The 350-nt window shown below is 24.0% G+C and carries 1 protein-coding gene; it reads right to left on the bottom strand.

Annotation, left to right across the window (positions count from 1 at the left end):
* Window positions 1-92 precede the first annotated feature (92 nt).
* Window positions 93-350, bottom strand: a 258-nt coding sequence (locus tag ACVC3Y_RS06405; RefSeq protein WP_452226416.1) for a hypothetical protein, incomplete at its 5' end; no start/stop codon positions are given.

The following is a 350-nucleotide window of genomic DNA, read 5'->3' on the forward strand; positions in this document are numbered from 1 at the left end:
TGCTTAAAAACAAACCAATAAAGGATAAAAACTATTGGTAAAAAAATCGCAAAATCTATGGAGTTGAATAGCATATATATTTAAGAAGAAATTTAATAGGATTTAAAACTTTTATACCTCTTTTTTATCATTTCAATAAAATATTGATTTAGTAAACCTAAAGTACTAATCTCACTAAAAAAAACTTTACTAAAATATTTTTTTCCATTATCATTAAGATGGTCTGAATCTTGAAAAAAATCGAGTTCAGTTACAAACCTAGCATCTTTAGAATAATCTAGATACTTAATATTAGTTTTTTTCTTCAGCTCTTCCACATAATAATAAAAATTCACCTCTAGCCATTGACT

Source organism: Lacinutrix cladophorae (assembly GCF_053604645.1).